Genomic DNA, 22,981 nt, shown 5'->3' on the forward strand with positions numbered 1-22,981 from the left:
GGCCGGGGCCGGGGCTGCCGCCGGAGCTGCCGCCGGGGCGGGGGAGGGGGCGGGGGAGAGGGCCGGAGCCGGGCGCAGGGCGCTCGCCCTGTACGCCACCGGGTCGGTCGGCATGGGCGTCTGGGTCACCGTGCCCGGACTGCTGCTGCTGTACTACCTCACCGACGTGCTCGGCGTCAGCGCCGCCCTGGCCGGACCGGCCCTGCTGCTGCCCAAGGCCGTCGACGTCGTCGTCCACCCGCTGCTCGGCTCCCGCTCCGACCGCCAGGCCCGCCGCGACGGCCACCGGCGGCGGATGATGCGCGGCGGACTGCTGCTCGGCGCCGCGATGACCGCCATGTTCAGCGTCCCGTCCGCACTCGGCGGCGCGGGCGCCGCGCTCTGGGTCGGCGGCTGGTTCACCGTCGGGAACCTGCTGTTCGCCGCCTTCCAGGTGCCCTACCTGACCACCCCCTCCGACCTGCGGGTCGGCTACCACGAACGCACCCGGGTCTTCATGTACCGGATGGCGCTGCTCACGCTCGGCCTGCTCGCCGCCGGAGTCGCCGCCCCCGCGCTCACCTCCGGCGGCACCCGCGCCGACTACACCCGGATGGCCCTGCTGCTGGCCGTCGCCATGGCCGCCTCCGCCGCCGTCGCCCTGCGCGGCGTGCGCCGACTGACCGACGAGTGCGGGTTCGAGACGCCCGACGGACGGGCCGGGCACTCCACCCGCGCCGACCTGCGCACCGCCCTGCGCGACCGCAACTTCCGCCCCCTGGTGCTCTCCTACCTGTTCACCGGCACCACCACCCACCTGTTCCTGGCCGCCCTGCCCTACGTCACCGAACACGTCTTCCACCGCAGCGCACTGACCGCCCTGTTCATGGGCCTCTTCCTCGCCCCCGCCGCGCTCTCCGGCCCCGCCTGGAGCGCCTGGTCCCGGCGGCCCGGCAACGGCAAGCAGCGCGGACTGCTCCTCTCCCAGGGCGTCTTCGCCACCGGCTCGCTGCTCCTGCTGCCCGCCGCCGCCCTGCTCGACGGGGGAGCGCGGACCGCCGCCACCGCCGCCGTGGTGATGGCCATGGGCACCGCCTTCGCCGGGCTCCAGCTCTTCGCGTTCGCCATGCTCCCGGACGCCGTCGCCGCCGCCGACACCGCCGAAGCGGGCGCCTACACCGGCGTGTGGACCGCCACCGAAGCCACCGGCACCGCCGTCGGCCCCTACCTGTACTCCGCCGTCCTCGCCCTCGGCGGCTTCGCCTCCAGCACCGCGGGCGAGCACGCCGTCCAGAGCGACGGCGCCCGGACCGCCCTGCTGGCCGGATTCACCCTGCTGCCCGCCGCGCTGATGGCCCTCGCGCTGGCCCTCCAACGGCGCTGCGCCCTGGACGCGGCACGGTGACCGGCGGGATCGCGGTCGCCGCCGTCGCCCTCGGCGCGTTCGCCCAGGCCGCCACCGGGATGGGCTTCTCCCTGGTGGCGGCCCCCGCGCTGATCGCCGCCCTCGGCCCGCACCGCGGCGTCCCCGCCGTCCTGCTGCTCGCCGTCCTCGCCTCCCTGCTGCCGCTCTCCCGCGACTGGCGGCACGCCCGCCCCCGCGACGCCGGACGGCTGCTGCTCCCCGCCCTGCTCGGCGCACCCCTCGCCAGCTGGCTGCTGGGCCGCCTCGACACCCGGATCCTCGCCGTCGCCGCGGGCTGCGGCGTCCTCGCCGGCTGCGCCCTGCTCGCCTCCGGCCTGCGCTCCGCCTTCCTGCGCCGCCCCGCCGGAGCCTGGGCCAGCGGCCTCGGCAGCGCCGCACTGAACGTCATCGGCGGCGTCGGCGGCCCCCCGATCGGCCTGTACGCCGCCAACGCGGGCTGGGCCCCGCGCGAGGCCCGGGCCACCCTGCACGCCTTCTTCCTGGTGCAGAACCTCGCCACCGCCGCCCTGCTGGGCGTCACCCCGCCCAGCTGGCCGACGCTCGCCGCCCTCGCCGCCGGAGCCGCCGCGGGCATGGCGCTCTCCCCGCGCCTGTCACCCGCCGCCACCCGCACCGGCGTCCTCGCCGTCTCCTGCGCGGGCGCGCTCGCGCTCATCGCCACCGCGATCTGACTCTCCGTCAGAAACATTCCCCGCCAAGGGAGTCGACGACCTCCCCGCGGGGTACGGGACGGGCGGGGGTGAGGCCGTGGAGAAGGCACTGTGGGGCGTGGGCGGCGGGGCGCTCGCCGTGCTCGCACTGTGGGGGCTGACGGCCCTGCGGGGCGACGGGCACGGCCCGGCCAGCGCCCTCGGGTTCCTGCTGGTCCTGGCACTCGGCGTGGCGGGCATCGCCCGGATGGGCAAGGAGGACGAGGGGGCGGCCGCCCTGGGCCTGACGGGCGTGCTCTCGACCTGGATCGTCCTCTCCATCCTCGGCCTCGGCGTGCAGGACCAGCAGATCCTGCACGACCGGGGCGTCACCTCGGACGGCACGGTCGTGCGCGCCGTCGTCACCTCCGACCCGATGAACGGCCGCGGCCCGTCCGTGACCGCCGTGGACGTCGAACTCGCCGACGGCTCCGTGCTCCACCAGATCCAGACCAAGAAGGCCCACCCCGCGCTCGGCGACCACCTCCAGGTCACCCGCGACCCGCGCGGCGTGGTCGACACCCGCCTGGGCCCCCGCCCCGACGCCCCGAGCCGCACGACCGCCGTCGTCCTGCTGCTCGTCCTGGCCGGCTGCGCCCTCTTCACCGCCTTCGCCCCCGACTAGCGCCCCGACCGGGCCCGGCGCAGGGCGGTCGGTGCAGGACGGCCGGCGCGGCACGGTCAGCGCAGGACGGTCAGCGCAGGACGGCCGCCAGCAGGTCGGTGCCGAGCGTGCCGGTGGCGGCCAGGTCGAGGACGTGGTGCACGTGCCGGCCCCGGCGGCGGGCGGTGAGCAGGCCCGCCCGGCGCAGCACGGCGAGGTGGCGGGAGACCTCCGGCGGGGTGAGCTCCCAGGCCCGGGCCAGCTCGCCGGTGGTGTGCGGGCCGCGGGCCAGCGTGCGGACCAGGCGCAGCCGCACCGGGTGGGCCAGTGCCGCCAGGCGCAGGCCCACCGCCTCCAGCGGGACGCCCGCCGGGCGCTCCCCGCCCGCCGCCGGGTACTGCACCACCGGCTGCCAGCCCGGGGCGTACACCGCGACCAGGTGCGGGTGGCCGAACACGCTCGGCAGGAAGGTCACCCCGGCCGGGCCCGCCTGCGCGGTGGAGTCCTGCAGCTTGTCCAGGACCAGCGAGCCGCCGTCCGGCGTCACGGCGACCGCCGTCGACACCCCGGCCAGGGCCGCGGCCAGGCCCTGACGGCGGCACAGCTCGGTCTTGTCCCGCACGTCCCGGCCCAGGCGGGCCGCCAGCGTCGGCCACTCCGCGTCGAAGAACGCCCCCGCGCACAGCTCCAGGGTCTCCCGCACCCGGGCCCGGACCGCCGCCGGATCGGACAGCAGGCGCTCCGCGAACGCCTCCTGGGCGGGACCGCGGGCCTGCGCCCGCTCCAGCGCGGCGGCCCGGGCCGCCGGGTCGTGCAGCGGGGAGCGGTCGGCGAAGGTGCGCCGGTTGGAGCCGCAGGTGGTGACCAGCGCCGCGTGCGCGTACCGCTCGTCGTCGAGCGCGTCCACCTCGTCCAGCTCGGCCTCCAGGGTGGCCCGCGGCCGGGCCGGGACCAGGAAGTCCGCCCGGGAGGAGCGCCACAGGAACTCCGCCTCGCGCAGCCGCTCGGCCAGCTCGGGCCGCAGCCCCGCCCACACGCCCGCCGCCCACCCGGCGAGCTGCGGGTGGTGCTCCGGCGAGGCCAGCACGTGCAGCATCGCGGTGAGTTCGGCGAGCGGGGAGACGCCGAACCGGATCCGCTCCGGCGGCGTCCCGGCGAGGTCGATGCGCAGGGTCACCCCCGCATTCTCGCCGCTCACGGGTACCGGCCCGCCGTCGGTTGACGGAAAGCGTCAACCGACGTGACCACCCCGCCGCCCCGCCCGCACCGTGGCGCCATGACCACCGCCCCCGCCCCCGCCACTGCCGCGCCGCGCCCGCCGCGCCCGACCCTCCGCCGGCTCGTCCGGGCGGGCGGCGGCCCGCGCTACGCCACCGCCCTGCTCGTCGACGCCCTCGGCTCGGGCCTGCTGCGCCCGTTCCTGCTGCTCTACGGCCTCTCGGTGCTGCACCTGGACGCGGCCACCACCGGACTGGCGATGACCGGCGGGATCGTCGCGGGCCTGGCCTGCATGCCGCCGCTCGGCCGCTGGCTGGACCGGGGCGCCCGCAGCACCGCCGTCGCCGCGGCGATGCTGGTGCGGGTCGCGGGCGTGGCCGCGCTGCTGGCCGCGCCGACCGGGAGCGTCCCCCTGTTCGCGCTGGCCGCGCTGTTCCTCGGCATCGGCAACCAGGCCTGGCCCGCCGCGCACGCCGCCCTCGTCACCACCGTCGCCGAGGACGGCCTGCGCGACACCGCGCTCGCCGCCGCCCGCGCCGTCCGCAACGCGGGGCTCGGCCTCGGCGCACTGCTCGCCACCGGCTGCCTGACCGGCGGCGCCCCCGCCCTGCGGGCCCTGGCCGCGGCCTCCGGCGCGGGCTTCCTGGCCGCCGCTGCACTGGCCCGCTCGGTGCGGGTCACCGCCGGGCGGACGGGCCGCGCCCCCGGGCCCGCGCCGGAGGGCGGCGGGACGCGGCGGCTGCGGACGGTCCTGCTGGCCAACGCGGTGTACGTGTTCTGCCTCAACGTGCCCGAAGTGGCGGTGCCGCTGGTGCTGGTGACGGTCCTGCACGCCTCCCCGGCCTGGCCCGCCGCGGTGTTCGTCGCCAACACCGTGCTGGTGGTCACCCTCCAGGTGCCGGTCACCGCGTGGGCGGCCGCCCGCTGGCCGCGGGCGAAGGTGCTGGCGCTGGCGGGGGCGGTGCTCGCCGCGAGCTACCTCGCCCTCCTGCCGGCCACGGCGCTCGGCCCGCTCGCGGTGGCGCTGGTGACCGTCCCGTGCACCCTCGGCGAGATCCTCTACGCGGGCAGCGCCACGCCCCTGGTCACCGCCCTCGCCCCGCCCGGCGGGCTCGGCCGCGCGCTCTCCCGCCTGCAGTTCTCCACCGGCCTGGGCCTGGCGCTCTCCCCGGCCGTCATCACCGCCCTGGCCCCGCTCGCGCTCTGGCCCGCGCTGGCCGCCGCCACCCTCGCCGCCGCGGGCGCCGTCCACCGCACCGGGCGGCAGTGAGGGGCCCCGCCGCGCACCCCGGTCCGGTCGACCGAACGGCTGTGCAGTCAACCGTCCCGGCGACCACGACCCGGGAGCCCGCGTCTCACCCCGCTCCGCCCGTGCCGACGCCCGACTGCGGAAGCCTCCCGCAAGCGGATCCCTCACCGCGGCCGTCGACGTCCTGGCCGGGAAGGGCTTCCAGCAGGCCACCGGCTCCGACAGCACCGAGCAGGCGGGCGTCTCGCGCGGGCTGATCAGCTCCTACTGGCCGGGCCGGGAATGCGCCGGCCGGGAGCGGGCACACGGCCGGGCATGAGTGAGCCCGCTCCGCCGGAGCCGAACCGGAACCCGCAGCCGCAGCCGCAGCCGCAGCCGAACCCGGATCCGCAGCCGCCGGTCCCCCCGCCCCCCGCGGCCCCGCCGCGGCCGTCCGTCCCGCCGCGGCCCGCCCGCCCGCCGCGGGGCCGGGGGAGGGCCCGGCCGTGGGCGGCGGCCGCGGCCGTGCTGGTGCTGGTCGGGGCCGGTGCGGTGGCCCTCACCGACCGGGGCGGGGCGGACGGCGCGGCGGACGGGCCGCAGGCGCTGCCGGGCAGTCCGCGGGCGCTGCTGCTGGACGGGGTGTCGGGCCGGGTCGAGATCGTCGCCGCCGACGGGCCCGCCGCCACCGCCGAGTACCTGCCCGAGGGGGCGCAGCGCCCCGGCCTGGTCGGGCTCGGCCCGGCCGGGAGCGACGGCGCCGTGCCGGTGCGGTGCGCCGCCGACGGCGACGGGGCGTTCGACCGGTGCGCCGGGCGGCTGCGGCTGGCCGTCCCGGCGGGCACCGCGCTGACGGTCCGCCAGGAGTCCGGCGAGATCGCGCTGTCCGGGCTGCGCGGCGACCTCGCGCTGTCGCTGGCGTCGATCCGCTGCACCGCCGTCGGCCTGCGCCCGCAGCACGCGACGGTGTCGATCCGCTCCGGCAGCGCCGACCTGGGCTTCGCCGCCCCGCCCGGCGAGCTGACCGTGGAGTCCGCCTCAGCCTCGGTGGCGCTGCGGCTGCCGGAGCGGGACAGCGGCTACGCGTTCGACTCCGACCAGGTCTCCGCCGACGTCCGGATCGGCCTGCCCGCGCAGCCCGACGCCGACCACCGGGTGCGGCTGCGCACCACCTCCGCCTCGGTGGCGGTGCTGCCCGCCGACGGGTGAGCGGGCGGCCCGCTCAGTCGGCGGCGGGGGGCTGCCAGGGCTCGAACCACGGGTCGGGCCAGCGCTCGGCCGCGGCCAGCAGGGGGAACAGGGTGGCGCCGTCGATGGTCTCGCGGATGATGTCGGCGTGGCCGCCGTGCCGGGAGGTCTCCTCGATCAGGTGCAGCAGCACCCAGCGCACCGACCAGTTCTCCACCTCGGCGGGGAACCACGGCAGCCCCCGGGGCACCGGCACGGCCTGCCCGAGGTCGGCGACCGCGGCGACCACCGCGTCCGTCTCCCGGGCCGCCGCCGCGTACGCGTCCAGCACCCCGGCCAGCGTCTCCCGCTCCGTGAGCGCGAACTCGGCGGAGTCGTCCTCGTCGGCAGCCCGCTGCGGGCCGCGCTGCCGCTGCAGGACGAGGTCGGTCCAGCCGGCCTCGCAGCGGGCGGCGTGCTTGATCAGGCCGCCGATGCTCAGGGCACTGGCGGTGGGCGCCGTCCGCGCCTGCTGCTCGGTGAGGCCGTGGGCGGTGGCGCGCAGGGCCTGGCGCTGTTGGGCGAGGTAGGCGAGCAGACCTTCGCGCTCGTCGGCGATCGGCGGTACGTGTGCGGGCATGGGGCAGACCCTCTCGCCCGGAGCGGGGAGCGGTCAAGCCTTGCGTGAAAGAAATTTCATAGCCTTGCGCAAGGAGATTGGTGGGCGGTTCTGCGAGTTTCCGGTGGAGTGTGGATCCAGGGCAGGTGTGGCAGTAGGGTGCGCCTGAAAGTTTCTGCAAGATCTTGCAGATCGAGAGGATGCCACCGTGCCGAGAGTCGTCCCGCCCGTCCCCGACGAGCGCACGGCGCTGACCGCCTACCTCGCCCACCAGCGGCGCGCGCTCCGGGCGACCGCCCACGGACTGACGGACGCACAGGCCCGGACGGCGGCGTCCGCCGGAGAGCTGAGCATCGGCGGCCTGATCAAGCACGCCGCCCGCTGCGAGGGCTTCTGGACCGACCTCGTCCTGCGGCAGCAGGGGCCGCAGCCGCAGGACGACGAGTTCCGGCTCGCCCCGGACGAGACGCTGGCCGGGGCACTGGACGCGTACGCGGCGGCGGCCCGGCGGACCGACGCCGTGATCGCCGAGGTCGTCGACCTCGGCCAGGCCGTGCCCGTCCCGCCGGGGGCGCCCTGGGTCCCCGCCGGGGTCGAGGAGTGGTCGGTGCGCTGGGTGCTGCTGCACCTGATCGAGGAGACCGCCCGGCACGGCGGCCACGCCGACCTCATCCGGGAGGGCGTCGACGGCGCCACCTTCGACCCGCTGCTCGCCGCCGTCGAGCAGTGGGCCGATCCGTGGGTCGAGCCGTGGCGCCCCGCCGGATGAGGTGAGGGCCCGTCAGCCCGCCGCGCCGCAGCGCTCGGTGTCGATCTCCGGCAGCGTCGCCTCCGGGTAGCGCGAGCCGTGCACGGTCGCGTCGGACAGCACCCGGTCGGCCGCCGCCAGCAGTTCGGCGGGGACGTCCAGGCCGAGGACGGCGACGTCCTCGCGCAGGTGGTCGACCGAGCGGGTGCCCGGGATGGCGACGACGTGCTCGCCGCGGGAGAGCACCCAGGCCAGCGCCAGCTGCGCCACCGTCAGGCCCGCCCCGGCGGCCAGCGCGGCGAGCTGCTCGCGCAGCGCCAGGTTCGCCGGGTAGTGGGCGTCGGTGAAGCGCGGCATGGCGTGCCGGATGTCGCCGGGCGGCAGGTCGGCCATCCGCGGCGGGGCGTCGGTCAGGAAGCCGCGCGCGACGGGGCTGAACGCGACCAGGGCGACGCCGAGTTCACGGGTGGCGGCCAGGGTGCCGCGCTCCGGGTTGCGGGTCCACAGGCTGTACTCGTTCTGCAGCGCCGCGACCGGGTGCACCGCGTGCGCCCGGCGCAGGGTGGCCGCCGACACCTCGGACAGGCCGATCGCGCGGACCTTGCCCGCCGCGACCAGCTCGGCCAGCGCGCCGACGCTCTCCTCGACCGGGACGGCCGGGTCGAGCCGGTGCAGGTAGTACAGGTCGATGACGTCGGTGCCGAGCCGGGCCAGCGACCGCTCCGCGGTGCGCCGGATCGTCTCCGGGCGGCCGTCGATGACGCGCCGCCCGTCCACGCCGGTCATGCCGCACTTGGAGGCCAGCACGATCTTCTCACGGTGCGGGCCCAGCACCCGGCCGACCAGCTCCTCGTTGGCGCCGAAGCCGTACAGCGCGGCCGTGTCGAACAGCGTGACGCCCGCGTCCAGGGCGGACAGCAGCAGCTTCGCGCCGTCCTCCGGGGAGGGCGCGGTGCCGTAGGCGTGGCTGAGGTTCATGCAGCCGAGGCCGACGGCCGGGACCTCGAACGGCCCGATCCTGCGGAGGGTGTTCATGCGCCCACCGGCTCGGCGAGCTGCCGTTCCAGGTCGGCCAGGGTGCGGTAGCAGGGCAGCACCTGGGCGAGCGAGGCGTTCGGCTCCCGGCCCTCGCGGATCGCGGCCACGAACTCGCGGTCCTGCAGTTCGATGCCGTCCAGCGAGACGTCGATGCCGCTGACGTCGATCGGTTCGTCTTCTCCGGTCACCAGGTCATCGTAGCGAGCCAGGTAGGTGCCGGTGTCGCCGATGTAGCGGAAGGAGGTGCCCAGCGGGCCGTCGTTGTTGAAGGAGAGCGAGAGGGTGCAGATCGCGCCGCTCGCCGCCTGCAACTGGACCGACATGTCCATCGCGATGCCGAGTTCGGGGTGGACCGGGCCCTGGACGGCGTTGGCCCGGACGATCGGCGAGCCGGTCTGGTACGCGAACAGGTCGACGGTGTGCGCGGCGTGGTGCCACAGCAGGTGGTCGGTCCAACTGCGCTTGTGGCCCAGCGCGTTGAGGTTGGTGCGGCGGAAGAAGTAGGTCTGCACGTCCATCTGCTGGATGGTCAGCGCGCCCGCCGCGACCCGCCGCCGCACCCACTGGTGGCTGGGGTTGAAGCGCCGGGTGTGCCCGGCCATCGCGACCAGGCCGGTGCGCTCGGCCGCCGCGACGCACGCCTCGGCGTCCGGCAGCGAGGCCGCGACCGGGATCTCCACCTGCACGTGCTTGCCCGCCGCCAGGCAGGCCTGCGTCTGCGCGGCGTGCAGCGGCGTTGGGGTGGCCAGGATCACCGCGTCCACGTCGTCCGCCGCCAACACCTCCTCCAGGCTGCCCGCCGCCCGGGCGACGCCCTGCTCGGCGGCGAACTTCCGGGCGCTGTCCAGCGAGGAGGAGACCACCGCGGCCACCTCCACGCCCTCGATCCGGCGCAGCGCCGCGGCGTGCTTGGCGCCGAACGCGCCACCACCGGCCAGGGCGATCCGCAGGGGCTGCTGCTTGCTCATGTCAGTTCTCCTCGGCAGGGCGGCGGTGGTTGTTCAGGATCAGGTGGCCGACGGCCGTGTTGGACGCCGGGACGTGGTAGAAGCGGTGCTCGACGTCCACGCCGCCGCCGTCGTCGACGTCGCTCAGCGCGCCGCGCGCGATCAGCCACATCACCAGCTCGATGCCCTCCGAGCCGGCCTCCTCGACGTACTCCAGGTGCGGCACCCGGGCCAGGCCCGCCGGGTCGGCGACCAGTCGGTCCAGGAAGGCGTTGTCCCACTCCCGGTTGATCAACCCGGCGCGCGGGCCCTGCAGTTGGTGGCTCATCCCGCCGGTGCCCCACACCTGGACGTCCAGCGGGCGCGGGTAGGACTCGATCGCCCGGCGCAGCGCCCGGCCCAGCTCGAAGCAGCGCGCCCCCGACGGCACCGGGTACTGCACCACGTTGACGTGCAGCGGGATCACCTTGCACGGCCACTTCTCCACCTCGCCGAACAGCAGCGACAGCGGCACCGTCAGCCCGTGGTCGACCGGCATCTCGTTGGCCAGCGTCAGGTCGAAGTCGTCCTGGATCAGGCAGTGCGCCAGGTGCGCGGCCAGCTCCGGGTCGCCCTCGATGCCCGGCACCGGGCGCGGCCCGTAGCCCTCGTCGGCGGTCGGGTAGGCGGCGCCGGTGCCCAGCACGAAGGTCGGGACCAGCGAGAGGTCGAAGGCGCTGGCGTGGTCGTTGTAGACCAGGACGACCACGTCGGGGGTGTGCTCGGCGGCCCACCGCCGGGAGTGCTCGTAGCCCGCGAACACCGGCTGCCAGTACGGCTCCCCGGCCTTGCCGTGGTCCAGCGCGGCGCCGATCGCCGGGACGTGCGAGGTGAACACGGCGGCCGAGACGGCGGCGTGCTCGGCGGGCGGGGTGTCGGCGGCGTGCGCGGCCTCCAGCACGGCGTGGTCGATCCGGCTGGTCGGGGCGGTGGCCGAACGGCCGCCGGAGACCATCATGTCCCGGTACTCCTGCTCGGTCATGCCGGTCATCGAGCCCGCCATCTGCTGGAACGAGAACCCCAGCGTGGCGCCCCACTTGGCGAGGAAGTAGATGTTCCCGCCCTCGCGCATCGCCGCGTTCAGGTCCCGCTCCAGCAGGGCCCGCTTCTGCTCCTCGCGCAGCGGCCAGGCGTCCAGGTAGGCACGCTCGTCGGCCAGGTACGCGGCCCGGTTCTCGGCCGTCATCAGCGACATGCAGAACTGGTTGAGGTGGTAGCCGCGGGCCGACTGCTCGGCGTCGAAGATCGTCGTGCCGGGGACCAGCCGGTAGCTTCGGTCGATCGCCATGCCGGTCAACTCCCTTCGTTCTCGGGCCAGTAGAGGCGCATCGGGTTGTCCACCAGCAGCCGCCGGCGCAGCTCGGCGGTGGGTGCGACATGGGAGAGGAAGTCGACCAGCAGGCCGTCGTCCGGCATGTGGTCCCTCAGGTTGGGGTGCGGCCAGTCGGTGCCCCACAGCACCCGGTCGGGGAACTCCGCGACCACCCGGCGGGCGAACGGCACCACGTCCCGGTACGCGTCGCGCTCGCCGTCCAGGGCGGGCGGGCCGGCCAGCGAGAGCCGCTCCGGGCAGCTGACCTTGCACCAGACGTCGTCCCGGGCCCGCAGGAAGGACAGGAACCCGGCGAACTCCGGGCCGTCGACGTCCTCGGAGACGTCCGGGCGGCCCAGGTGGTCGACCACTAGCGGCACCGGGATCGACAGGAAGAACTCGCGCAGCTCGGCGAGGTCGGCGGCCTCGAAGTACAGCACCACGTGCCAGCCCAGCGGGGCGATCCGCTCCACCACGTCCCACAGGTCCGCGCGCGGGGTGACGTCCACCAGGCGGCGCACGAAGTTGAACCGCACCCCGCGCACCCCGGCCCCGTGCAGCTCGCGCAGCTCGGCGTCCGACACGCCCGGCTTCACGGTGGCCACGCCGCGGGCCCGGCCGCCGGAGCGGCGCAGCGCGTCCACCAGGGCCCGGTTGTCGGCGCCGTGGCAGGTCGCCTGCACGATCACGTTGCGGGCGAAGCCCAGGTGGTCGCGCAGGGCGAACAGCTGCTCGGCGGAGGCGTCGCACGGCGTGTACTTGCGCTCCGGCGCGTACGGGAACGCGGCCGCCGGGCCGAACACGTGGCAGTGCGCGTCCACCGCGCCCGCGGGGAGCTCCAGGGAGGGGCGGCTGGGGGAGGGGTGCCAGTCCAGCCAGCCCGGGGTCTTCTGCTGGTCCACGGTGATCAGTCCTCGTAGCGCAGGCCGAGCTCGGCCAGCGGGCCGCGCATCGCGTACATGTCCAGGCCGAGTTCGCCCGCGCGCAGCCGCTCGCGCTTGACCGCCTCGTTGGCCTCCCGCTGCGCCGACGCCTCGGCGGTCTCGGCGGCCCGCTCGCGCGGCACCACTACCACGCCGTCCGCGTCCGCCAGCACCACGTCGCCCGGCCGCACCAGCGCGTTGGCGCACACCACCGGCACGTTGACCGAGCCCAGGGTGGCCTTCACCGTGCCCCGGGCGTTGACCGCCCGCGAGAACACCGGGAAGTCCATCGCCGCCAGGTCCGCGACGTCCCGCACCCCGCCGTCGATCACCAGGCCCGCGCAGCCCCGGGAGCGCAGCGAGGTCGCCAGCAGCTCGCCGAAGAACCCGTCCTCGCTCTCCGTCGTGCAGGCCGCCACCACCACGTCCCCCGGCCGGACCTGCTCCGCCGCGACGTGCAGCATCCAGTTGTCGCCCGGCTGCAGCAGCACGGTGACCGCCGGGCCGCACAGCCGCGCCGACGGGTACACCGGGCGCAGGTACGGGCGGGTCAGGCCGGTGCGGCCCATCGCCTCGTGGACGGTGGCCGTGCCGAAGGCCGCCAGCGCGGCCACCGCGGCCGGGTCGGGCCGCTCGATCTTCGTGCGGACGACACCGAGTTCGGTGTGCATGGGTCTCTCCTCCTGGGGGTCGGGGGCGGTCAGCGGACTTCGGGGCGCGCGGCGAGGCGGGCGGCCAGCCGGGGGTGCACGCGCAGCGCGTTGCCCGCGTACACCGCGGCCCGCTGCGCGTCGGTGAGGCGGTCGGTGGCGTCCACGTACCGCCGGGTGTCGTCGAAGTGGTGGCCGGTCAGCGGGTCCACGCCCCGGACGGCGCCGATCATCTCGCTGGCGAACAGCACGCCCTCGGACGGCACCACCGAGGCCAGCAGGTCGATGCCCGGCTGGTGGTAGACGCAGGTGTCGAAGAAGACGTTGGTGCCCACCAGCTCCTCCGGCGTCGGCCCGCCCAGCGCCTGCGCCAGCCCGCGGAAGCGCCCCCAGTGGTAGGGCACCGCGCCGCCGCCGTGCGGGACGACCAGCCGCAGCGTCGGGAAGTCCGCGAACAGGTTCCCCTGCAGCAGCTGCATGAACGCGGTGGTGTCGGCGTTCAGGTAGTGCGCGCCGGTGGTGTGGAACGCCGGGTTGCAGGACGTCGACACGTGCACCATCGCCGGGACGTCGTACTCCACCAGCGCCTCGTACAGCGGGTACCAGCAGCGGTCGGTCAGCGGCGGCGCGCTCCAGTGCCCGCCCGACGGGTCCGGGTTGAGGTTCACCGAGACCGCGCCCAGCTCCTCCACCGCCCGCCGCAGCTCCGGCAGGCAGCTCGCCGGGTCGACGCCCGGCGACTGCGGCAGCATCGCGCCCGGCGCGAAGCGCTCCGGGAACAGCACGGAGACCCGGTGCACCAGGTCGTTGCAGATCCGCGCCCAGGCCGCCGAGACCGCGAAGTCGCCGACGTGGTGCGCCATGAAACTGGCCCGCGGCGAGAAGACCGTCAGGTCGGTGCCGCGCTCGTCCATCAGCCGCAGCTGGTTGGACTCGATCGCCTCCCGCAGCTCGTCGTCGGAGATCCGCAGGTCGGCAGGGTCGGGGGCGCTGCCGGGGTCGCCCGCGGCGGCGCTCTGGCGCTCGCGCCAGGCGGCGAGCTGCGGCGGGGCGGTGGTGAAGTGGCCGTGCGCGTCGATGATCACGGGAAGTCTCCTGGAAGTCGGGGGATTCAGGCGGAGGCCGGCCAGCCGGTGTACTGCTCGGCCAGGTACGCGCGGCCCGCGCGGGTGCCCACCACGCCGTCCAGCTCGCCCAGTTGGCGGCGCAGCTCGAACGGCGAGGCGTCCGGCGCGGTGTGCAGCAGGCGGGTCATCCAGGACGAGAAGTGCTGGGCCCGCCAGATCCGGCGCAGCGCGAGCGGCTGGTAGTCGGCCAGCGCCGCCTCCCCCTCGGCGCCCAGCGCCCGCAGCAGCACGCCCGCCAGCACCTTGACGTCGTGCAGCGCCAGGTTCAGCCCGCGCGCGCCGGTCGGCGGCACGGTGTGCGCGGCGTCGCCCGCCAGCAGCAGCGAACCCCAGCGCATCGGCTCCTGCACGAAGGACCGGAAGCGCAGCACCGACCGCTCCAGGACCGGGCCCTCGACCAGCCGGAAACCGTCCTCGCCCGCGACCCGGGCCTGCAGGGTCTCCCAGATCCGCCCGTCCGGCCAGTCCTCGGTCCGCTCGTCCGGGTCGCACTGGAAGTACATCCGCTGCACCGACTCCGTCCGCCGGCTGATCAGCGCGAACCCGTGCTCCGAGTGCGCGTACACCAACTCCGGTGCGCTGGCCGGGGCCCGGACCAGCACGCCGAACCAGGCGAACGGGTACTCGGTGCCGTAGCGGGTGCGCAGCGCCTCCGGGACGAGGCCGCGGCAGGTGCTGCGCGAACCGTCCGCGCCGACCACGTAGCGGGCCCGCAGCTCGTGCCGCGTCCCGTCCGCCGCGGTGAAGCGCACCCGCGGGCGGTCGGTGCCCACGTCCAGCACCTCGGTGCCGCGGACGCCGAAGTGCACCGTTCCGCCGTCGCGCTCGCGGGCGTCCGCCAGGTCGGTGAAGACCTCGGTCTGCGGGTACAGCCACACCGAGGCGCCCACCAGCTCGCGGAAGTCGATCCGGTGCGCCCGGCCGCCGAAGCGCAGCTCGGTGCCGCCGTGCTCGTGGCCCTCGCGCAGGATCCGGTCGCCCACCCCGGTCTCCACCAGGTCGCGGGCCGCGTCCGCCTCCAGGATGCCCGCCCGGTGGGTGGTGGCGATCTCCTCCCGGGTGCGCAGGTCGAGCGCCACCGCGTCCACGCCCGCCCGGCCCAGCCGGTGGGCCAGCATCAGCCCGGCGGGCCCCGCACCGACCACCGCGACGGGCACCTCGGTGACGGTGTCGACCGGGTCGACGACGGATTCGGGCATGACGGCTCCAGGGCGCGGCGGGGTGAGGGTGGCGGCCCGGACGAGGTCCGGCCCGCCCCGAACGTTGGCAGCCCGCCGCACCGCCCGTCCGCACCCTTTCCGCCTGACGGAAACGCCCTGCGCCCGGCTTCCCCCGCCGCGCAGACTGGACCCGTCAGAGTGCCGTGCGGGCCCGCCGCCCCAACTCCTCGGAGATCCCGTGCACCGCCCGCAGCAGCGGCTCCCGCAACCCCCGCGCCCGCTCCGCGCCGCGCGCCGCCACCACGATCCCCAGCGCCGCGCCCACCGGACCCGCCCGGCCGGTCCGCACCGGCGCGGCCACCGCCACCGTGCTCTCCGACAGCTGACGGTCGCTCACGAACACCTGCTCCCGGCGGATCAGGTCCAGCTGCGCCCGCAGCGTCCGCGGGTCGGTGACCGTGTGCGGCGTCCAGGCGCGCAGCGGCGCCGCCAGCACCTCCTCCTGGAACTCGCGCGGCGCGTGCGCCAGCAGCACCCGGCCCATCCCGGTCGAGGCCACCGGGAAGCGGGTGCCCACCATCGTCAGCAGTTCCACCGAGCGGTGCCCCGCGATCCGCTCCACGAACACCAGCTCGGTGCCCTCGCGCACCGCCAGCTGGATGTTCTCGTGCGTCGCCTCGTACAGGTCCTGCATGAACGGCAGCGCCGCGTCCCGCAGGATCTGGGTCCGCGGACACCCCGAGGCGATCTCCCACAGCCGCAGCCCCACGTGCCACGAGCCGTCCTCGGCCCGCTCCAGCGCGCCCCAGGACGCCAGCTCCGCCACCACCCGGTGCGCCGTGCTCACCGCCAGGCCCGTGCACTGCGCGATCTCCGACAGCGTCCGCGACGGGTGCTCGCGGTCGAACACCGCCAGCACCTGGAGGACCTTGCCCGCCGCCGTAACCCGGTTCGCACCCATCCCGCTCATCCCGCCAGTCTCGCACCCCGCCCGTGGAGGAAACCCCCGTGCACCTGCTCGCCCTGACCTCGATGGCCGTCCGCCCCGTCCTCGCCGACCTCGCCCCGCTGCTGCCCCCTGCCGTCCGCTTCGAGGCCGCGGGCGGCGTCGAGACCGCCCGCCGGATCCGCGACGGCGCGAGCGCCGACCTCGCCGTGCTCGCCGCCGACGCGCTCGCCGCGCTGCACGCCGAAGGGCTCGCCGGGGCGCCCCGGCCGCTGTGGGACTCCGCGACCGTCGCCGCCGTCCCCGCCGACGCACCGCCCGCCGCCCTGGACACCGTCGCCGACCTGCGCGCCCTGCTCACCACCGCCCGCACCGTCGCCCACTCCACCGGCCCCAGCGGCACCGCCCTCCTCGCCCTGGTCGACCGGCTCGGCCTCGCCGGCCGCGTCCGCCTCCTCCAGGCCCCGCCCGGCACCCCCGCCGGGACCCTGCTCGCCGACGGCCGCGCCGACCTCGCCTTCCAGCAGCACAGCGAACTCGCCGGCCTCCCCGGCGTCCGCGTCCTCGGCCCGCTGCCCGGCGACACCGCCATCACCTCCACCTTCGCTGCCGCCGTCCTCACCGCCTCCCCCCGCCCCGGCCCCGCCCGCGCCCTGCTCGACCTGCTCGGCCTGCTCGCCTCCGACGCGGCCGCCCCCGCCGCCCTGGCCCGCGGCATGCGCCCGCACGTCCCGCGCTGAACCGGCACCGTGCTGAACCGGCCTCGTGCTGAACCGGCCCCGTGCTGAACCGGCCTCGTGCTGAACCGGCCCCGTGCTGAAGCGGCACCGCGCTGAACCGGCCCGGAAGCCCGGCCCCCCGGGAAGGGGTTGACGGGAGGGCGGCGAAGGGCTGCGATGATCCCGTACGCGCCCGTGCGTACACCGAGCGACCGTGCGCGGAAGGTTCCCGGACGCGGCCGCCCGGCCCAGTCGCGCCGACCCGGGGGAGTCCCGCCGATGCCCAGCACCACCGCCCACGTCGCCCGCCCCGCGCTCGTCCGCGGACCGCACACCGTCGACACCGCCCGCATCCGCGAGGACGTACTCGCCCGCAACCCCGACCACCCCCAGCGCGAGGCGATCCGCAAGGCGCTCGGCAACCTGCCCGGCACCCGCCGCTACCTCGCCCCCTACGAAGAGGTCGTCGCCGCCCGCGACACCGTCCGCCGCAAGGACGACACCTTCGACACCGTCCGCCGCGCCGCCCTGGAAGCCGCCACCGCCGCCCTCGCCGACGCCGGCCTCACCCCCGCCGACATCGACTGCGTCGTCGTCTCCAGCGCCACCGCCGACAAGGTCCCCGGCCTCGGCACCCACCTGCTCAACGACCTCGGACTGCGCCCCGGCACCCGCATCCGCAGCCTCACCCAGGCCGCCTGCGCCGGCGGCGCCCTCGCCCTCGTCCTCGCCGAGGAGCACCTCGCCCGCCACCCCGACCACACCGTCCTCGTCCTGGTCGGCGAATTCCTCTCCGCCCTCTACCAGGACACCGACCGCACCCTGGAGGACCAGATCTACAAGGCGCTGTGGGGCGACGCCGTCGCCGCCACCCTCGTCGCCGCCCGCCCCCTCGGCACCGCCCCCGCCCTGCGGATCGACCACACCTGGGAACACACCCTCCCGCACACCGTCCAGCGCTACCGCAAGCACACCGACGAACGCGGCGACCACTTCGCCTCCACCCGCGACTCGCTGCGCTCCGTCACCGACCTCGCCCCCGCCCTGCTCGACTGGCTCGACCGGCACGCCGACGGCCCCCTCGCCTTCGGCCTGCTCCACCCCGGCGGCCCCGCCATCCTCACCCGCCTCGCCAAGGCCCTCGGCGTCGACGAGGACTTCGTCCGCCACTCCCGCGACGTCCTGCACGAGGAGGGCAACCTCGGCGGCGCCACCGTCTTCTCCGTCCTCGACCGCACCCACCGCACCCCGCCCCGCCCCGGCGACCGGGGCCTGCTGTTCGGCCTCGGCCCCGGCGTCACCGCCGCCGCCCTCCTGGTGACCTGGACCTGACCGGCCCGGCGTCAACCCCCGGACGCGGCGCGCCGATAACGGTTGGACGGCACCGGGCCCGGCGCGGAGACTTGGCCGGTGACGACCCAGACGGACCCAGCCCCCGACCTGTACCCCGACGCCTCCACCGACCTCCCCGCCCTACGGCGGCAGCTGGCCGTGCTGCAGGGCGGGAAGGTGACCTCGGTGCACGTGCCCACCGAGAGCGAGGGCCGGTTCGCGCTGCTGCTCGCCCTGACGCACCGCCGGCCGAACGGCCGGAACGGCCTCGCGTACCGCTGGCTGACCGTCGGCAGCCCCGCCTGGCGCCTGGACCGCACCGGCCCCGAGGGGCCCGTCGTGGCCGCCGCCTCCGGCGACGCCGTCCCGCGCCTGGTCGCCGACCTGCGGGTGCTGGTCGGCCGCGAGATCACCGACGTCCGGATCACCGAACCCGGCTGGGACGCCCTGGTCGAGTTCGGCGACCACCGGCTCAGCGTCTTCCCCACCGCCCACCACACCCCGAACACCGCCCCCGACTGGGTGCTGCGCCTCCCCTCCAGCCGCCGCCTGGTGGTCGGCCCCGGCGCCCGCTGGGAAGCCCGCGGATGACCACCGCCACCCCCGAACGGGCCCGCCTGCGGATCGTCCGGGGCGACGGACCCGACGAGGAGGGATGACCACCGGATGCTGCCGCACGTGTACCGCGTCACCAAGTACGACCCCGCCGACCGCAACGAGTACGGCCACTACACCGGCACCGAGGACACCGACAGCGACCACGGCCCGGTGGAGGCGGCGTACCTCGCCGCCGTCGCCGCGTTCGCGGCCGAGTCCGACGTGACGGAACTGGAGGTCCGGGAGCCGTCGCTGCCGTCCGGACTGTTCCACTTCGGGCTCGAACCGCCGTACGAGGAAGTCGAGTTGGACGCTCTGCTGCCCGGCGGCCGGGAGGCCCTCTACGACGGGCTGCCGGTGGACGTGCCGACCGCGCAGGAACTCGTGCGGGCGATGCTGCGCGACAGCGGGTTCTGGGGCTGCCTGGAGGTCGAGGGCCGGTTCGCCGTGCACATCGGCTACGACCAGTACATGTACGTCGGCAGCCACCTGCCGTGCGAGCGGGCCGTCGCCGCCACCGACGCCTCAGGGCTGTTCGCCGAGCGGATCGACGCCTCTCCGTACGCCTACGACCCCGAACCCGGCGAGGTCGAACCCCGCCCCGCCGACGAGGAGTTCTGGGAGCGGCTGCGCTGGTGCGTGGAGCGGGGCGAGGCCGCGCTGCTGGAGGAGCAGTACGCGGGCAACGCCGCCCGCTGGCACCGGCTCACCCCCGCCGGCCTCGACGCCGTCCGGGCCGGCCTCGTTCCGCGCGCCGAACTGTCGGTGCGGCCCGACGTCCTCGGCGACGCGGGTGCGGTGGCCGCGGCACTGGCCGCGATGACCGAGGGCGACAGCGCCCACCTGCTCGTCGAACACGCCGACGGCCGGATCGCCGGCGGCCGCTACTACGGCGGGGACCCGCTTCCCGACCTCTCGGCCGCCCGGAGCGCCGCGCTGCTCTCGACCGACGCCGACCGGGACCCGCCGCTGTTCACCGGGGTCCGCCCCGACCCGGACGGCTTCCTGCGCCGGCGCTGGATCCCCTGCCCGGCCCCCGGCGACGTCCGGTGGGCCCGGCTGCGGGCGCTACGGGTCGGTGAGCAGGTCACCGTCGAGGCCGGGGCGGACGGGACGGCCGAACTGGACGGCCTGCCCGTCCTGCTGCGCGGCGGCGGTCCGGCCCCCGGACAACCGGTCGAGGGCCGGATCGCCGCGGTCGACGTGGTGCGCGAACGCGTCGAGGTCGTTGCTACAGGGTGGTGAAGTGGCCGCCGATCAGGCGGGCGTCCACGCTGTCCGGGTCCAGTTCGCCGTGTTCGGCGAGGATCCGTTCGGCGTACGCCTCGGCGTCGTCCTGCGGTTCGTAGCCGAGGGAGCGGGCCGGGGCGAGGTCCCACCAGGCGCGGGTGTTGGCGCTGATGGCGTTGACGACGGTGTGGCCGACGTCGGGGGCGGTGAGGGCGGCGTGCACCAGGCGGGCGCAGTCGGCGGGGCTGAGCCAGGTGGAGAGCATCCGGGGCGAGCGGGGTTCGGGGAAGCAGGAGCCGATCCGCAGCGAGACCGTCTCCACCCCGTACTTGTCGGCGTACAGCGAGGCCAGCGACTCGCCGAACGCCTTGGACAGGCCGTAGTAGGTGTCCGGGCGCGGCGGGGTGTCGGCGCGCACCGGGAGGTCGCCGTCCAGCGGGGTGAAGCCCACCGCGTGGTTCGAGCTGGCGAACACCACCCGGCGCACGCCCTCGGCGCGCACCGCCTCGTACAGCCGGTAGGTGCCCTCGATGTTGCTGTGCGCGATGTTGGCGAAGGTGTCCTCCAGCGAGATCCCGCCGAGGTGGACGACCGCGTCCACGCCGCGCACCGCCTCCCGGACGGCGTCGGCGTCGGCCAGGTCGAAGGCCAGCGCGTCCGGGACGCCCGCGACGGGCTTGAGGTCGGCCAGCCGCAGCCGGTAGCCGTACGGGGGCAGCAGCTCGCGCAGCAGGGCGCCGATGCCGCCGGCCGCGCCGGTGAGCAGGACGAGTGTCACGACACCTCCACGGTGTGGGACTTGATGTAGTCGAGGTCGAAATCGTCGCCCAGGCCCGGGCGTTCGGGGAAGCGCACCACACCGTGCCGGTCGATCGCGTCGACGGCCGAGTTCAGGTGCGGCGGCAGCAGGTCGAAGTCGACCAGCGGGTGCAGCAGCCCGCGCTCGTACCAGCGGGCGTTGGTGGTGGCGCCGAGCAGGGCGAGGTTGCCGGAGCCGTTGCCGTGCACCTCGCAGTCCAGGTTGAACGCCTCGGCCAGGTGCAGGGTGCGCACCGCCGGGGTGATGCCGCCGACGTCGGTGGTGCCGGTGCGCAGGATGTCGCAGGCGCCGGAGGCCGCCCACTCGGCGCGGGTGAAGTTCTTGCCCCAGGAGGTCTCCGGGCCGATCACCGGGACGTCCAACTGCTCGGCCAGCCACCGGTAGGAGGACACCGAGGCCTCCTCCATCGGCTCCTCCAGCCAGTAGAAGTCCAGCTCCTGCAGCGCCCGGCCGAGCCGCAGCGCCTCGGTGCGCGAGTACCAGTGGTTGGCGTCCAGCATCAGCTCGACGTCCGGGCCGACCGCCTCGCGCACCGCCGTGCAGGCCGCCACGTCCATCGCCACACTGGGCGCGCCCGCGACCGGCGGCATCCAGGTGTGCAGCTTGATCGCCCGGTAGCCCTGCTCGACCAGCTGCACCGCGAAGGCCGCGTAGTCCGCCGGGGTGGCCAGCCCGCCCGCCGTCTCGTCGCCGCACATGGTGGAGGCGTACGCGGGCACCTCCCGGCGGGCGCCGCCGAGCAGCCGCCACACCGGCTGGCCCAGCCGCTGCCCCGCGAGGTCCCACAGCGCGAGGTCGACGAAGCACAGCGCCCGGTCGGTCAGTCCGCCGCCCGCGCCGCGCTGGCGCCGGGCCAGCGCCGTCCACAGCCGTTCGCGCTCCAGCGCGTCCTGCCCCAGCAGCGCGGGCCGGACGTACTTCTCCAGCACGTGCGGGCGCAGGTGGTCGGGCTGCACCAGCACCCGCCCGGCGACGCCGTCGGCGTCGGTGACGGTCAGCAGGGCCTCGCGGACCTCGTGCGGCTCGGCCGGGTGCCGGTGGCCGTGCGGGTCGACGGCGGTGCGGGCGAGGGTGGTGAAGAAGGACACCTCGACCGATTCGATGGCTGCCACCGCCGCTCAGCCGTTCTTCGCCTTGTAGTCGGCCTGCGCCTTGGTCAGCGCGTCGGCCACCGACTTCGCGAACTCCGCGGGCGTCATCCTGCCCAGCAGCACCTTCTGGAAGTTCGGCTCCGCCTCGGTCTTGGTGATCTTCGAGTACTGCGGCAGGTAGACCGGCGGCTGCACCAGCTTCCCGCTGTTGAGCGCGTCCCCGGCCTGCTTGGTGATGCCGGACTTGACGTACCAGTCGTCCGCGTACGCCTCGGTGTTGGCGGGGATCTGCCCGGCGTTCTCGTTCCAGTACGAGTTGGACGCGTGCGAGTCGAGGAACTCCAGGAAGGTCCAGGCGGCGTCCTGGTGCTTGGAGTTCTTGAACACCCCGAAGCCGTCGACCGGGTTGGCCAGCGTCGCGGTGCCGGCCGGCCCGGCGGGCAGCAGCATCCCGGCCACCTTGTCGCCGAGCGCGCTGCGCACGTCCTTGGTGGAGCCCAGGTTGTGGTGCACCATCATCACCTGGTTGGCCTGGAACTGGGCCAGCATCTGCGGGTAGGCGTTGGAGACGTCGGCCTCCGGGGTGGTGTTCTTGTACTGGGCGGCGATCTTCGCGATCAGCTCGACGTTCCGCGGGTCGTCGACGGTGGACTTCCCGCCCGCGTCGAACACCTCGGTCACCCCGGAGTAGGCGAACGCCTCGGCCAGCACCTGGAAGCCGGAGCCCGCACCGCCGCGGATGGTGAAGCCGTACTGGTTCTTCGACTTGTCGGTGAGCTTCGCCGCGGCCGCGAACAGCTCGTCCCAGGTCTTCGGGACCTCGATCCCGGCCTCCTTGAACTTGTCCGCCCGGTACCAGATCACGTCCTGGTTGCCGGAGGACGGCAGCTGGTACAGGCCCTTGCCGCCCGCCGCGGCCTTCGCGGTCTCCAGCATCGCCGCCGACAGCTTCCCGTTCAGCGGGCTGCCCGCCAGCCGCTCGTCCAGCGGGACGAGGGCCTTCTGCGCGGTGAGCGAGGCCAGCAGGGCGGTGGTGACGCCGCCCACGTCGGGGGTGGAGCCGGAGGCGATCGCGGTGTTGTACTTCTCGGCGACCTCGGAGCTGGTCACCCCGACGTACTTCACCTCGATCTCCGGGTGCGCCTTCTCGAACTCGTCGATCAGGTGCTGGTACAGCGGGGTGCGGGCCGGGCCCGCGTTGTTGTCCCAGAAGGTGATGACGGTCCTCTTCGCGGAGTCGCCGGAGGAGCCGCCCGAGGAGCAGGCGGTCAGCAGACCGAGCGCGACGAGGGCCGCGGCGGCGGTGCGCAGGGAGCGGGCCATGGGTGGGAGTCCTGTCTTCTCTGTGACGGGGTGGGGGAGCTTGCGGGGG

At 75.6% G+C, this 22,981-nt stretch carries 23 protein-coding genes; 10 read left to right on the plus strand and 13 right to left on the minus strand.

Annotated features, from left to right (window positions below):
• Positions 1 to 88: 88 nt before the first annotated feature.
• The 3 genes from OO57_RS18280 (at position 89) to OO57_RS18290 (ending at position 2,719) form a co-directional block, all read left to right on the plus strand.
• On the plus strand, positions 89 to 1,384 hold the full coding sequence (locus OO57_RS18280; RefSeq protein WP_051777922.1) for an MFS transporter: 1,296 nt from the start codon (positions 89 to 91) through the stop codon (positions 1,382 to 1,384).
• A complete protein-coding gene (locus OO57_RS18285; RefSeq protein ID WP_033253588.1) occupies positions 1,381 to 2,076 on the plus strand; it encodes a TSUP family transporter in 696 nt (231 codons plus the stop codon). The genes OO57_RS18280 and OO57_RS18285 overlap by 4 nt, the downstream gene beginning before the upstream one ends.
• Before the next feature lie 76 nt (positions 2,077 to 2,152).
• Positions 2,153 to 2,719 (plus strand): hypothetical protein, encoded by a 567-nt coding sequence (locus tag OO57_RS18290; RefSeq protein WP_033253589.1) that lies wholly within the window; start codon positions 2,153 to 2,155, stop codon positions 2,717 to 2,719.
• A 70-nt stretch (positions 2,720 to 2,789) separates the two neighbouring features.
• On the opposite strand, the gene OO57_RS18295 is transcribed toward OO57_RS18290, so the two are convergent.
• A complete protein-coding gene (locus tag OO57_RS18295; RefSeq protein ID WP_033253590.1) occupies positions 2,790 to 3,875 on the minus strand; it encodes a DUF5937 family protein in 1,086 nt (361 codons plus the stop codon).
• Positions 3,876 to 3,974: 99 nt separating this feature from the next.
• Between OO57_RS18295 and OO57_RS18300 the strand changes: the two genes are divergently transcribed.
• Together OO57_RS18300 and OO57_RS18305 are read left to right on the plus strand one after the other, a co-directional pair.
• Positions 3,975 to 5,186 carry an MFS transporter gene (locus OO57_RS18300; protein ID WP_033253619.1) on the plus strand — a complete coding sequence of 404 codons (1,212 nt, stop codon included), beginning with the start codon at positions 3,975 to 3,977 and terminating at the stop codon, positions 5,184 to 5,186.
• 483 nt (positions 5,187 to 5,669) lie between these two features.
• Positions 5,670 to 6,353 (plus strand): hypothetical protein, encoded by a 684-nt coding sequence (locus OO57_RS18305; protein ID WP_033253591.1) that lies wholly within the window; start codon positions 5,670 to 5,672, stop codon positions 6,351 to 6,353.
• 13 nt (positions 6,354 to 6,366) lie between these two features.
• On the opposite strand, the gene OO57_RS18310 is transcribed toward OO57_RS18305, so the two are convergent.
• Positions 6,367 to 6,951, minus strand: a complete 585-nt coding sequence (locus OO57_RS18310; RefSeq protein WP_033253592.1) for a DinB family protein — start codon at positions 6,949 to 6,951, stop codon at positions 6,367 to 6,369.
• Between the two features lie 187 nt (positions 6,952 to 7,138).
• Here OO57_RS18310 and OO57_RS18315 point away from each other — a divergent pair, with 187 nt between their 5' ends.
• Positions 7,139 to 7,699 (plus strand): DUF664 domain-containing protein, encoded by a 561-nt coding sequence (locus OO57_RS18315; protein ID WP_033253593.1) that lies wholly within the window; start codon positions 7,139 to 7,141, stop codon positions 7,697 to 7,699.
• A 12-nt stretch (positions 7,700 to 7,711) separates the two neighbouring features.
• Here the strand turns inward: OO57_RS18315 and OO57_RS18320 are convergent, their stop codons facing one another.
• The 8 genes from OO57_RS18320 to OO57_RS18355 all read right to left on the minus strand — a co-directional run bounded on the left by OO57_RS18320 (position 7,712) and on the right by OO57_RS18355 (position 15,844).
• Positions 7,712 to 8,713, minus strand: a complete 1,002-nt coding sequence (locus OO57_RS18320) for an aldo/keto reductase (protein WP_033253594.1) — start codon at positions 8,711 to 8,713, stop codon at positions 7,712 to 7,714.
• Entirely contained in the window at positions 8,710 to 9,684 is a 975-nt protein-coding gene (locus OO57_RS18325) for a Gfo/Idh/MocA family oxidoreductase (RefSeq protein ID WP_033253595.1), read from the minus strand. The genes OO57_RS18320 and OO57_RS18325 overlap by 4 nt, the downstream gene beginning before the upstream one ends.
• A gap of 1 nt (position 9,685) precedes the next feature.
• Entirely contained in the window at positions 9,686 to 10,990 is a 1,305-nt protein-coding gene (ligA, locus tag OO57_RS18330) for a protocatechuate 4,5-dioxygenase subunit alpha (RefSeq protein ID WP_081973776.1), read from the minus strand.
• A gap of 5 nt (positions 10,991 to 10,995) precedes the next feature.
• Positions 10,996 to 11,922 (minus strand): amidohydrolase family protein, encoded by a 927-nt coding sequence (locus tag OO57_RS18335; RefSeq protein ID WP_199811281.1) that lies wholly within the window; start codon positions 11,920 to 11,922, stop codon positions 10,996 to 10,998.
• On the minus strand, positions 11,922 to 12,608 hold the full coding sequence (ligK, locus tag OO57_RS18340; protein ID WP_033253597.1) for a 4-carboxy-4-hydroxy-2-oxoadipate aldolase/oxaloacetate decarboxylase: 687 nt from the start codon (positions 12,606 to 12,608) through the stop codon (positions 11,922 to 11,924). Before ligK ends, OO57_RS18335 begins: the two co-directional genes overlap by 1 nt.
• A gap of 29 nt (positions 12,609 to 12,637) precedes the next feature.
• Complete coding sequence (locus tag OO57_RS18345) at positions 12,638 to 13,672, minus strand: amidohydrolase family protein (RefSeq protein ID WP_033253598.1); 1,035 nt, start codon at positions 13,670 to 13,672, stop codon at positions 12,638 to 12,640.
• A 26-nt stretch (positions 13,673 to 13,698) separates the two neighbouring features.
• The gene (locus tag OO57_RS18350) at positions 13,699 to 14,913 is read right to left on the minus strand and encodes a 4-hydroxybenzoate 3-monooxygenase (RefSeq protein WP_051777916.1); all 1,215 of its coding nucleotides are present in this window, start codon (positions 14,911 to 14,913) and stop codon (positions 13,699 to 13,701) included.
• A gap of 154 nt (positions 14,914 to 15,067) precedes the next feature.
• Positions 15,068 to 15,844 carry an IclR family transcriptional regulator gene (locus tag OO57_RS18355; protein WP_234337394.1) on the minus strand — a complete coding sequence of 259 codons (777 nt, stop codon included), beginning with the start codon at positions 15,842 to 15,844 and terminating at the stop codon, positions 15,068 to 15,070.
• 38 nt (positions 15,845 to 15,882) lie between these two features.
• Here OO57_RS18355 and OO57_RS18360 point away from each other — a divergent pair, with 38 nt between their 5' ends.
• The 4 genes from OO57_RS18360 (at position 15,883) to OO57_RS18375 (ending at position 19,713) form a co-directional block, all read left to right on the plus strand.
• Entirely contained in the window at positions 15,883 to 16,560 is a 678-nt protein-coding gene (locus OO57_RS18360; RefSeq protein ID WP_234337395.1) for a substrate-binding domain-containing protein, read from the plus strand.
• Between the two features lie 258 nt (positions 16,561 to 16,818).
• Entirely contained in the window at positions 16,819 to 17,871 is a 1,053-nt protein-coding gene (locus tag OO57_RS18365; RefSeq protein ID WP_033253600.1) for a 3-oxoacyl-[acyl-carrier-protein] synthase III C-terminal domain-containing protein, read from the plus strand.
• A gap of 78 nt (positions 17,872 to 17,949) precedes the next feature.
• A complete protein-coding gene (locus OO57_RS42670) occupies positions 17,950 to 18,462 on the plus strand; it encodes a hypothetical protein (RefSeq protein WP_033253601.1) in 513 nt (170 codons plus the stop codon).
• 75 nt (positions 18,463 to 18,537) lie between these two features.
• Positions 18,538 to 19,713, plus strand: a complete 1,176-nt coding sequence (locus tag OO57_RS18375) for a hypothetical protein (protein WP_033253602.1) — start codon at positions 18,538 to 18,540, stop codon at positions 19,711 to 19,713.
• Here the strand turns inward: OO57_RS18375 and OO57_RS18380 are convergent.
• From OO57_RS18380 to OO57_RS18390, 3 genes are read right to left on the minus strand one after another with little or no spacing between them, the layout of a single operon-like run.
• Positions 19,700 to 20,476, minus strand: a complete 777-nt coding sequence (locus OO57_RS18380; protein ID WP_033253603.1) for an NAD-dependent epimerase/dehydratase family protein — start codon at positions 20,474 to 20,476, stop codon at positions 19,700 to 19,702. The genes OO57_RS18375 and OO57_RS18380 overlap by 14 nt on opposite strands.
• On the minus strand, positions 20,473 to 21,630 hold the full coding sequence (locus OO57_RS18385) for an enolase C-terminal domain-like protein (RefSeq protein ID WP_051777917.1): 1,158 nt from the start codon (positions 21,628 to 21,630) through the stop codon (positions 20,473 to 20,475). Before OO57_RS18385 ends, OO57_RS18380 begins: the two co-directional genes overlap by 4 nt.
• A gap of 6 nt (positions 21,631 to 21,636) precedes the next feature.
• Positions 21,637 to 22,932 (minus strand): ABC transporter substrate-binding protein, encoded by a 1,296-nt coding sequence (locus OO57_RS18390; protein WP_033253604.1) that lies wholly within the window; start codon positions 22,930 to 22,932, stop codon positions 21,637 to 21,639.
• Between the last annotated feature and the right edge of the window lie 49 nt (positions 22,933 to 22,981).

Origin of the sequence: Kitasatospora phosalacinea (assembly GCF_000717185.1) — a bacterium.
Taxonomy (GTDB): domain Bacteria; phylum Actinomycetota; class Actinomycetes; order Streptomycetales; family Streptomycetaceae; genus Kitasatospora; species Kitasatospora phosalacinea_A.